This window comes from Achromobacter sp. (assembly GCF_049647645.1).
Classification (GTDB): domain Bacteria; phylum Pseudomonadota; class Gammaproteobacteria; order Burkholderiales; family Burkholderiaceae_B; genus Achromobacter.
The window spans coordinates 1-10,285 of the sequence record NZ_JBARYB010000229.1; the positions used below are offsets into that span (position 1 = coordinate 1).

Genomic DNA, 10,285 nt, shown 5'->3' on the forward strand with positions numbered 1-10,285 from the left:
ACGCCGGCCGCCTGCGGGCGGGCCGCTGCCAGCGCCTGCTCTCCGGGTTCCGGCAGCGCGGCCTGCCTGCCGTAGGCGAGTTCGCGGCCTGACAGCAGCCACTGCATGGTGCCGTTGCGCAGCGAGACGACGCGGTTGGGTATGCCGGCATCGATCAGCGTCTGCGCGCCGACGATGCTTCGGGTGCGCCCGGCGCAGTTCACCACCACAAAGGTTTTGGGATCCGGCGCCAGTTCGCCGATGCGGTAGAGCAGCTCCGCGCCCGGCAGGCTGTGCGCGAAAGGCAGCGTGAAATTGTGGAATTCTTCGGGGGTCCGGCTGTCCACCACCACGATGTCGTCGCCGCGCGCCACCCGTTCGTGCAGCTCGTCCACGTCTATCCAAGGGGTGTGCTTTTCGTGTTCGATCACTTCGCCGAAGGCCTTGCTGGGTACATTGGTGCCCGAGTAAAGCTCGCGGCCCTCCTTCTCCCAAGCGTCCGTGCCGCCGGCCAGCACCGCAATATCCGTCCAGCCCAGGCGCGCCAGCTTGGCGGCGGCCTGATGCGCCAGCGTCTCATCATCGTCCACCAGCACGACGCGGGCATTACGGCGAGGCACCAGCCTGTCCGCCAACTGTTCCAGCCGCCACAGCGGCGCCGGCACGGCATGCAGCAGATGTCGGCGCGCGTAGCGCCCCGCCTCACGCACGTCCAGCACGGCGATTTCACCCGCGCCGCGCAACTCGTCCTGCAAGGCCTGCGGCGGGATGCGCGCGTGATAGATGGCGGCGGGCGGAGAGAATGTGCGGTAGCTGCCGCCCGCGGTGCTCTCGAACACCACCCGGCCATGCAGGCGGTCCAGGGCCAGTCCGTAGAAATGCAGATGCGCGCCGGCCTCATCGCCTACCAGTTCGATGGTATGCACGTCCTCCGGACCCAGCACAATGGAGCTGCCCGGCCCCACGTCCACCCGCTGCACATGGGTCAACACGTCCCGCAGGGGATCGGCGCTGCGCTCGCGCGCATAGACCTCGTTGCGCTCATTGCCTTGCACGCCGGCGATGATGGCCCAGGTCGTGTGGTCGTGGGGCGGCTGGGCCTTGCCCGGCGCACCCAGGGACAGGTATAGCGCATGGCCGCCGTCCAGGTCCTCGGCCAACCGGTAGATGGCGGTGGGCCTGCCGGGGACCACGGCGAACGCCTCCTTCGGGAACAGCTCCCGGCGCCGCCCCAGCGCTTCCAGCAGCGCCGCCACCTGCCCCAGCTGCTCGCGCGTGGCGCTGGCCGCGTCGGGCGCAAGCCGCCGCGCCTGTGCAATGAATTCGCGCACGGCCTCTGCGCGTTCGGTGTGGATGCTCGCGGCTGCGGACGGATGTTGAGATGTGCTCATGAGATGACCCGGGATTCCGTATGGAAGAATGGGTCAGGCTACGTGCGCCCGACCTGCGCCGGCAACGAAGCGATGCAACTATGGATATGCGCGCGCTGCCGGGCGACGCGCCTGTCGCCGCGCGCCTCAGCCTTCGCCCTTCAATTCACGCTCGACGATTTCGCGCGTCAACGTCGGTACGAACATCTCGACGAAGTGAAAGGCATAGCCGCGCAACCATGCGCCGCGCCGTATCGCCAGCCGCGTCAGGTTGATCTCGAACAGATGACGGGCGTCGATGGCGCACAGGCGCGTGTCGCGCTCGGCATCCCAGGCCACGGAGGCCACGATGCCCAGGCCCAGGCCCAGTTCGACATAGGTCTTGATCACGTCCGCGTCCATCGCCGTCATGACGATGTCGGGCGTGATGCCGGCCCGCGCGAAGGCCTCGTCGATATGTGCCCGGCCCGTGTAGCCGCGCCCGTAGGTAATGAGGGGGTAGCGCGAGAGCTGCGACAGGGTGACGCCATCCGGCTGGCGCTCCAGCAGATGGCCGCGAGGCACGATGACGCTATGGCTCCAGCGGTAGCAAGGCAGGTTGACGAGCCCCGGATAGTCGGCCACGGCTTCCGTCGCCACCCCTATGTCGGCCTCGCCCTCCAGCAGCATTTCCGACACCTGCTTGGGCGAGCCCTGGTGCAGGTGCAGCACCACCTCGGGATAGCGTTCGCGGAACTCCTTGATGACGGGCGGCAAGGCGTAGCGCGCCTGCGAATGGGTGGCCGCGATGGACAGCACGCCGGTCCGGCTGTCCGCATACTCGGCCCCCGCGTGCCGGATGTTGTCCGCGCATTGCAGGATCTGCTCGACCAGGGGCAGGATCAATTCGCCAGGCGGGGTCAGGCCTATGAGCCGCTTGCCCGAGCGCACGAAGATATCCACGCCCACCTCTTCCTCGAGTTCGCGGATCTGGCGGCTGACGCCTGGCTGCGACGTATGCAGGCTTTCGGAGACGTCGGTCAGGTTGAAGTCCTGGCGCACGGCTTCGCGCACGGAGCGCAATTGCTGGAAGTTCATCGCCCGCCTCAGCCCAGGAAAGCCAGCTGATTGCCGGACGGATCTTTCACGTACATCACGCGCGGCTCGGCATCGGGCAGGGAACAAACCGGGTGGAGTCCCGCCAGGCGCAGACGCGCCAGGATGTCATCATAGGCGCGGGTCCTGAGAGCCAGATAGTCAGGCCTGACTGCCCGGCTGATCTCCTCCACGGGAGACAGCGACAAGGTCGCCTCGCCCAACGCGAACAACAGGCGCTGGCCGCCGGCCCCGGCCACTTCGTCCAAGCCGATGGTATGCCGATAGAACTCGCGTACCGCTTCCTGCCGTTGAGCAAGAAAAGGAAGCTGCACCGATCCGATGGAAAGAATAGTAGACATGCCCTGCCGCCAAACATGGAACAGGGCAAATTCTAGTGGCCGCGGGTACCAACGGACAAAGAGGTATATGTTGCTTCTACATAGCCGGAAACCCTAAAGAAAACCGCTCATTTGCATATGCCTCAAGCGCTGCGCCGCAGAGCCTCGCGCGTGGCCGCGAAGGCGCGCTCCAGGTCCGCTATCAGGTCGAGCGGACTTTCCAGTCCGATGTGCAAGCGCACCACCGATTGCGTCTGCGGACCGTCCCGCCAATGGCTGTGCTCGGCCAGGCGCTCGGGCGCGGCCTCCAGCGCAAGGCTTTCGTAGCCGCCCCATGAAGCGCCGATGGAAAAATAGCGCAAGGCATCGATGAAGCGCGCGGCGGCTGCGGCATCGGCATGCCGGAACGCGAACGACACCAGGCCGCTGGCACCGCTGAAATCCCGCCGCCACAGGGCGTGGCCCGGGTCCTGCTCCAGTGCCGGGTAATAGACTCTTGCGACGTCCTCATGCCGCGCCAGATACCCGGCCACGGCCAGCGCGTTTTCATGGTGCCGCGCCAACCTCACATCCAGCGTGCGCAGGCCGCGCAGGGTCAGGTAGGCATCGTCCGCGCCCACGGACAGGCCCAGGGCGTCGTGGGCCGCGCCCACTTGCCTGGCCAGTTCGGCACTGTCCACGGTGACCACCCCCATCATCACATCCGAATGCCCCGCCAGATACTTGGTCGCCGCCTGGATGGAAATGTGCGCGCCCAGCGCCAGCGGCTGGTAGTACAGCCCACCGCTCCAGGTATTGTCGGCCGCCAGCAGCACGCCATGCCGCCGCGCCACGGCGGCCAGCGCCGGCAGGTCCTGCACCTCGTACAGCAGCGAACTGGGCGACTCCAGATACAGCAGGCGCGTGTTCGGACGGATCAGCGGCTCCAGTTCGTCGCGCGTGGCGGAAAAATATTCCACCTCGATCCCATAGCGCTGCAGCAGCGCGCGGTCCACTTTGCGCACTGGCGAATAGACGCTGTCGGCCACCAGCGCGTGCTCGCCCGGCGCCAGCGTCGCCAGCAGCACCAACACAATGGCCGACAGCCCCGAAGGCGCCAGCAGCGTACGATAGCCGCCTTCCAGCGACGCCACCGCCACTTCCAGGGCCTGATGGGTATCCAGCCCATGGCGGCCATAGGTCGCCACGCGCTCGCCGGCCGCGCGCTGCCGGCCCATGGCCGCCTGCACAGCCGTGTCGGCGAAACGCACGGTGCTGGTGCGCACTACCGGCACGTTCACCGGTCCGGAGCCCTGCTTCAGATCGGGCGATCCCGCATGCACCAGCCGGGTCTGGACGCGGGCGTTTGCCAGGCTCATGCGCGCACCTCGGCATGGTTGGAAATCGAGGACACGAAAGTCATGTGCAACTCCATCATGGTTCACACTGCCAGGCGCAGTGGATCGAAATTCAGGTAAGCCTGCATGGGATCGGGAACGCTTTCCCGCAGCGGCGCCGCACCCACCGCGCGCTGCAGGAAGGCGCGCGTGCGCTCGCTGGCGGGCGCCCCGAACAGACGCGCCGGCGGGCCGGACTCGACGATGCGGCCGGCCTCCGTGAAATACACGGTGTCGCTGACCTCTTCGGCAAAGCGCATTTCATGGGTGACCAGCACGCAGGTCAGGCCGTCCTGCACCAGTTCGCGGATCACGGTCAGGACTTCACCGACCATCTCCGGATCCAGCGCGGAAGTCACTTCATCGAACAGGATCAACTCGGGCTGCAACGCCAGCGCGCGCGCAATCGCCACCCGCTGCTGCTGGCCGCCGGACAGCTCGCCGGGATAGGCGTCCTCCTTGTGCGCCATCCGCACCTTGGCCAGCAGCTCGCGCGCCCGCGCCTCGGCCTGCGCCCGCGGCAGCCCGGCCACCTTGATGGGCGAGATCGTCAGGTTCTGCAGCACGCTCAGGTGCGGGAACAGGTTGTACTGCTGGAACACGAAGCCCACGCGCCTGCGCAACCCAATCAGCTCGGACTCGGTCTTCAAGGCATCCACGCGCACGCCCCCGACCTGGATGCGGCCGCGCTGCGGACGCAGCAACCCGGTCATGCAGCGCAGGATGGTGGACTTGCCCGAACCCGAAGGTCCGATGATGGACACCGCCTGGCCCTGCTTGATCTCGACGTCTATGCCCTTGAGCACCTCGGTCTGGCCAAAAGCCAGGTGCACGTCCTGCAGGCTGACCAGCGGGGTCTGGGCGGCCGCTTGGAAAGCGGCGGCGCGCGCCTCGAATTCAATAGTGCTCATGGCGTCTTTCCAGATACCGCGTCCAGCGCGCGATGGGATAGCAATAGGCGAAGAAAAGCGCCAATAGCGTGAAATAGACCAGTATGGTGAAGTCGGTGCGCGACACCGTATTGCTGGCCACCGTGGCCACATCGACCAGATCGTGCACGCCCACCAGCGAGGCCAACGACGTGCTCATGGTGATGCTGGCGTACAGATTCATCCAGGACGGCAGCATCCGCCGCAGGCACTGCGGCAACACGATCATGCGGAAGATCTGCGAGCGCCGGAACGCCAGTGATTGCGCGGCCTCCCATTGGGCGCTGGGGATGGACTGGATCGCGCCGCGGAAAATCTCGGCCACATTGGCGCTGGCGGGCAGCCCCAGGCCGATCACCACCTTGATCCAGTCCGGAAACGGCAGGTTCCACCCGCCCAGCTTGAGCTCGAAGGGAAACACATAGGTGGTGAAGTACACCAACACCAGGATGGGCGCATTGCGGAACAGCAGCACGTAGGCGCGCGTCAGCCGGCGCAGCAACGGCGACGGCGACAGAGACGCCGCGCCCACCACCAGCCCGGCCAGCGTGCCGAGCGCCATGGCCAGCACGCTGAGCTGGATGTTCATCGCCAGCCCGCGCAACAAGGCGGGCGACCACTGCCACAGCGCCTGCACCGCGGCCGGCGCCGTGCCGGTGGCCGCCCAAGCCAGGTTCAGGGCCGCCAGCGCCAGGAATACTGCCAGCCAGGGATCGCGCAAAGCCGCCGGCGGCCGACGCCCCGATGCCCCCGCCTGCAACACCAGATCATTGCCCATAGCCCGGCATCCTCAAATGCGCTTCCAGCCATCTCCCGCCCAGGCCAACCAGCCACGTCAGCACGCCGAAATACAGCAGGATCAGCAGCAGCAGTTCCAACACGTTGTCGCGGTACGACCAGATCATGACGGATTCATAGGTCACGTCGCCCACCGCGATGGCCGAGGCGATCGCGGTCATCTTCACCAGGTCCACCAGGTTGTTGACCAGCGCCGGCAAGGCAAAGCGCAGCGCCAGCGGCAACTGCACCTGGGTCAGGATCTGGCGCCGCGAAAACGCCAGCGAGCGCGCCGCCTCCATCGTCACCGCAGGCACCGCTTCGATGCCCGCGCGCAGGGCCTCGGCATGGAACACGCCCTTGTGCAGCGCCACCACGATCACTACCCAGGCGAACGGCGCTATCGGGCTACCGCCGCCCAGTTTTTGCGTGATCAGCATGTTCAGCACCAGGAAGGCGCAGTACAGCTGCACCAGCGTGGGCGTATTGCGCGTGACCTCCACGAAGGCCTGCAGCGGCCGGGCCAGCCAGGCGCGGCCGCTGGTCAGGCCCGCGGCGATCAGGACGCCGAACAGCAGGCTGGCCGGTATGGTCCACGCGCATAGCTGCAGCGTGACCAGCAGTCCGCGGCCAAATGCCGACAGCTCGCCCGCGTCCAGCACAAAGCTGTAGTTCAGGCCCAGCGGCTTGAAGAAGCCGACCCAGGCTTGCAATGCCGATTCGAACATGCCCCGGCCCGCCTCAACTGCCCTGCTTGTACTTCGCGTGCAGTTCCTGCAGCAGCGGTTGCGGCGGGGCGATGCCCAGGCGCGTTTCGGTGGCGATCAGCCACCCCCTGCGGTGCCAGTCCTGCACCACCTTGTCCACGGCGGCGATGGTGTCGGCCTCGCCCTTGCGGGTCCAGACCACCGAGTTGGCCGGCAGTACCTCGGAGGCGATGGGCGCGTGGTAGTCCTTCCATTCCGGATTGCTGCGCAGCAGCGGCTGGATCAAGGTCGAGTCGTGCACGGCCGCGACGCACTGGCCGCCGCGCAGCGCCAGCAGCGAATCCGACGAACTCTTGTAGCCCTTGACCACCGCGCCGTAGTCCGCCGACAAAGGCCGCGCGAAGCTGCTGCCCTGCGACACGCACACCGGCTTACCGCGCAGGTCTTCCCATTTGGCAATGCCGCTGGTCTTGAGCGTGGCGGCCGTGCCGCCTACCCGGAAGAACGGCGTAGGCGCATAGCCCAGGATCTCGGCGCGCTCGGGGTTCAGTTCCATGGACGCGATCAGCAAGTCCACCTTGCCGGAAATCAGGAACTGCGTGCGCGTGGCGGTCTGCACCTGCACCAGTTCCGCCTTCACACCCAGATCCTTGGCGAGCTCGCGCGCCAACTCCGGATTCCAGCCCACCAGCTGCTGCGTGGCCGGATCCAGCGAGCCGAACACGCCGCCATTGGCCAGCACGCCTATGGTGATCGTTCCGCGCTCCTTGACCTTGTCCAGGGTGGCGTCGGCCTGCGCCGTGCCGGCGCCCAGGGCCAGCGCCAGGGAAATTGCGATGCGGGCGCCGCCCGGTGTCTTGCGAGTTGCCATGTCGTTGTCTATTGGAGAGCAGTGAACGGACCTCCATGCTGCTTGCCCACGCACGCCACGACAAAGAAGACTTTCAGATATGAATATGCGCGCCGCCCGATTCCGCTTGAAGTCCACCGGCGCGGCCGTGCCCGGCGGCGTGCCAGAACCACATCGCCGCGTACTCGGCAGAAACTGCTGCGGGGTGGAACAACGGCGCTACAGGCCAGGTACGGTCTCGAAGCCGGAAAAGAAAGCGCAATGACCCGGATAGCCCGGCCGCGCGTCGCAAGCCTTGAGGCAGCCCGGCTTGCCGCCGGGGAAACTTGCCGAGACCGACATGCCGAAGCCGTAGGTGGGCGTCGTCACGTCGAAGCTGCTGTCGCACGTGGTCTGGGCGCTATAGGCAAACGTCATGCCCTCGCGCCGGCCATTGATGGCGAACGACACCTGGAAGCTGTCCAGGCTGCGCCAACCGGGCCGTGGCAGGACCAGGAAACGATAGTGCCTGGCATCCAGGCGTTGGCCGAAGATCTTCAGCTTGACCGTGGACGCATCGGCCTTGGGCGAAGGATACGGCAATGCCAGCAACGCCCGCGGATCCCCCAGCACGCCCAGCTCGAAACCCAGGCCCTTTCGATAGAAGGGCACGTCGATACTGGGATAGCCCGAATACTCGACACGCTGCGCGGCGCCGCCGTACACATTCGACTTGGGATCATGGTCGGGCGCGCGGGCGAAGGTGACGTCCAGCGTCAGCGCGGCGTCCGCAGGGTTCGCGTCTTCGCTGCGCAGGTGCTTTTCAAAAACATCAGGTTGCGTCGCGCACCCCGCCATCAGCCCCGCCAGCAGCGCCGACGCCGCCAAGCGCGGCATGCTTCTTGCGGCCCGCCGGAACCTGGCGCGCGCCATCATCGGACCTCTCCGCGTTCCTGTGCCGGGACTGGCGATGAGTCCAGCCCCTGCCCCCGCAGTTGCCAGCCTTGCGCGGTCTCGTGCCAGCGGAAATTCCGGTTGATCCATTCGGCTTTCAGCTTGTCGTACAGACGGCGCTGATCGATGCGGCGTCCCTCGTCATGCGTCTTGCGCGCAGTCGCATAGCTCTCGTCCCATAGCGGCTTGAAGGCCTTGCCCTGCATCGCCCTCGTGAATGGCACGCGCGCGTAGACACCCTCGTCCGCCCTGCTCAGACGGATCTCGTTGTCCAGCAGCAAGGCGCCGCTGCCATTGTCCGGCGATACCGACACCAGCATGCCTCCCGACGGTTGGTATTCCTTGGGCAGCAGCAGATGCTCGAACCACAGCACTTTCCCGGTCGACGTGACCAGCGCGCGCGAGCCCGCCGTAAACAGCAGCAAGTCCTTGCGCCCGGGCTGCGGCAGGCCCAGATCGGGATCACGCGTGTCGATGGTCGGGCTCAGCACGCGCGCCAGCGGCGTGTCGTTCTGCACCGCGATCAAAATCGTGCCCACGCCCATGAAATCGTTCGACACGGCCAGCAACACCGGCTGGCCGCCCATCGTCGGGCCCAGCGCGCGCACGTGGATGAACTCGTAGGCATTCAACGGCCGATAGGTATTGCCGCGGTATTTGATCTGGCGCAGCCGCGAATCTTCATATCCCTCGATCCGGAAATCGCCCACGGCCTCGCTGACCTTGCCCGTCGCGGGCGCCGCACCCTGCGCCTGCGCGGCGCCGGCCATCAACAATGCGAGCGCCAGCGCAATGCTGGCGGGGGCTTTGGCGCGATAGCTGGCGGGTGAACGGACAACAGGCACGGATTTTTTTTTGCTGGCTGGACGCATGTCGGAGTCCGCATTCTATCGCCACGCGGAACCCCTCATCAGAAAACAGATATCCACATGCGAATTCAATCGTTTTGGCCCGACTTCGCATCGGCCAGACTGCCTGTTTCCGTCAAGAAAAATCAGGAAACACGATGTCCATACCCTCAGTCACCGGACTGGACCACTACATCATCCGGGTGCATGGCCTGCAGGCCGCAACCGAGCAATACCAGAAGCTGGGATTCGCCCTGGCGCCGCAAGGCCGGCACCATCGCGGCACGCGCAACCAGACGCTGATCCTGGACGCCAACTACCTGCAGCTGCTGGCCTTTCCCCCGGAACTGCGGGACCAGTCGCGCTTTGCCGGCTTCGACGACGCTTACGAAGGCCCGGTATCCGTCGCCCTGCAAACTACCGACAGCAGCGCCGTGCATGCCGAGCTGGCGCGCCTGGGCATAGCGGCCGAACCGCCTCTGCGCGGTGGCAGGCCGGTGCTCCTGCCCGAAGGCAGCGAGGACGCGGCCTGGAACAACACCCAGTTTCCCGCCGGACTGTTCGCGGTGCCGGACTTCTTCACCTGCGGCCATCTCACGCGCCACCTGGTGTATCGCCCCGAATGGCAGGATCACGCCAACGGCGCGCGCCGCATCGAAGCCCTGATCGCGGTGCATCCCGAGCCGCGCTCCCTGCGCGCCGCGTATGAACGCGTGTTGGGCGCCATCGCCATCAGCGAACTGCCGGACCAGGGACTGCAAGTGCGGCGCGGCAGCCTGCGCATCGACTTCCTGGCGCCCGCCGCGTTCGAACAGCGCTTTCCGCGAGTCCGCGTGCCATCTGGCCTGCCGGCCAGCAGCCAAGGCGGCTGGTTCGCAGGTTCCGTCATCGGCGTGCGCAATATCCGGGACACGCGCGCCTGGTTCGATACCCATCAGGTCGCGTACCACGCCAATGCGCAAGACGAACTAGCGGTGGCTCCCGAGCATGCCGCCGGCGCGTTGCAAGTCTTCGTGCAGGAGGCGTGATGGGCCAGCCCCTGCCCGGCTACTGGAGCTGCTTTTCCACCGATTACGCGGCGGCGCGCCGGGTCTTCCTGGC

At 66.5% G+C, this 10,285-nt stretch carries 11 protein-coding genes; 1 reads left to right on the forward strand and 10 read right to left on the reverse strand.

The window, feature by feature from the left end:
- The 10 genes from WBB14_RS26925 to WBB14_RS26970 all read right to left on the reverse strand — a co-directional run.
- A partial coding sequence (locus tag WBB14_RS26925) for a rhodanese-like domain-containing protein (protein ID WP_424242468.1) occupies positions 1–1,370 on the reverse strand: 1,370 nt, incomplete at its 3' end.
- 126 nt (positions 1,371–1,496) lie between these two features.
- On the reverse strand, positions 1,497–2,426 hold the full coding sequence (locus tag WBB14_RS26930; RefSeq protein ID WP_424242469.1) for a CysB family HTH-type transcriptional regulator: 930 nt from the start codon (positions 2,424–2,426) through the stop codon (positions 1,497–1,499).
- 8 nt (positions 2,427–2,434) lie between these two features.
- A complete protein-coding gene (locus WBB14_RS26935; RefSeq protein WP_424242470.1) occupies positions 2,435–2,785 on the reverse strand; it encodes a VOC family protein in 351 nt (116 codons plus the stop codon).
- Positions 2,786–2,907: 122 nt separating this feature from the next.
- Positions 2,908–4,122, reverse strand: coding sequence for a cystathionine beta-lyase (metC, locus tag WBB14_RS26940; RefSeq protein ID WP_424242471.1), 1,215 nt, complete (start codon positions 4,120–4,122; stop codon positions 2,908–2,910).
- A 62-nt stretch (positions 4,123–4,184) separates the two neighbouring features.
- Positions 4,185–5,051, reverse strand: a complete 867-nt coding sequence (locus tag WBB14_RS26945; RefSeq protein WP_424242472.1) for an amino acid ABC transporter ATP-binding protein — start codon at positions 5,049–5,051, stop codon at positions 4,185–4,187.
- Positions 5,038–5,847, reverse strand: a complete 810-nt coding sequence (locus WBB14_RS26950) for an amino acid ABC transporter permease (RefSeq protein ID WP_424242473.1) — start codon at positions 5,845–5,847, stop codon at positions 5,038–5,040. The genes WBB14_RS26945 and WBB14_RS26950 overlap by 14 nt, the downstream gene beginning before the upstream one ends.
- On the reverse strand, positions 5,837–6,574 hold the full coding sequence (locus tag WBB14_RS26955; protein WP_424242474.1) for an amino acid ABC transporter permease: 738 nt from the start codon (positions 6,572–6,574) through the stop codon (positions 5,837–5,839). The genes WBB14_RS26950 and WBB14_RS26955 overlap by 11 nt, the downstream gene beginning before the upstream one ends.
- 13 nt (positions 6,575–6,587) lie before the next feature.
- Positions 6,588–7,424 carry a transporter substrate-binding domain-containing protein gene (locus WBB14_RS26960; RefSeq protein WP_424242475.1) on the reverse strand — a complete coding sequence of 279 codons (837 nt, stop codon included), beginning with the start codon at positions 7,422–7,424 and terminating at the stop codon, positions 6,588–6,590.
- A 198-nt stretch (positions 7,425–7,622) separates the two neighbouring features.
- On the reverse strand, positions 7,623–8,279 hold the full coding sequence (locus WBB14_RS26965) for a hypothetical protein (protein WP_424242476.1): 657 nt from the start codon (positions 8,277–8,279) through the stop codon (positions 7,623–7,625).
- Positions 8,280–8,314: 35 nt separating this feature from the next.
- Positions 8,315–9,181, reverse strand: coding sequence for a hypothetical protein (locus WBB14_RS26970; protein WP_424242477.1), 867 nt, complete (start codon positions 9,179–9,181; stop codon positions 8,315–8,317).
- A gap of 161 nt (positions 9,182–9,342) precedes the next feature.
- On the opposite strand from WBB14_RS26970, the gene WBB14_RS26975 reads away from it, so the two are divergent.
- Positions 9,343–10,212, forward strand: coding sequence for a VOC family protein (locus tag WBB14_RS26975; protein WP_424242478.1), 870 nt, complete (start codon positions 9,343–9,345; stop codon positions 10,210–10,212).
- Positions 10,213–10,285 lie beyond the last annotated feature (73 nt).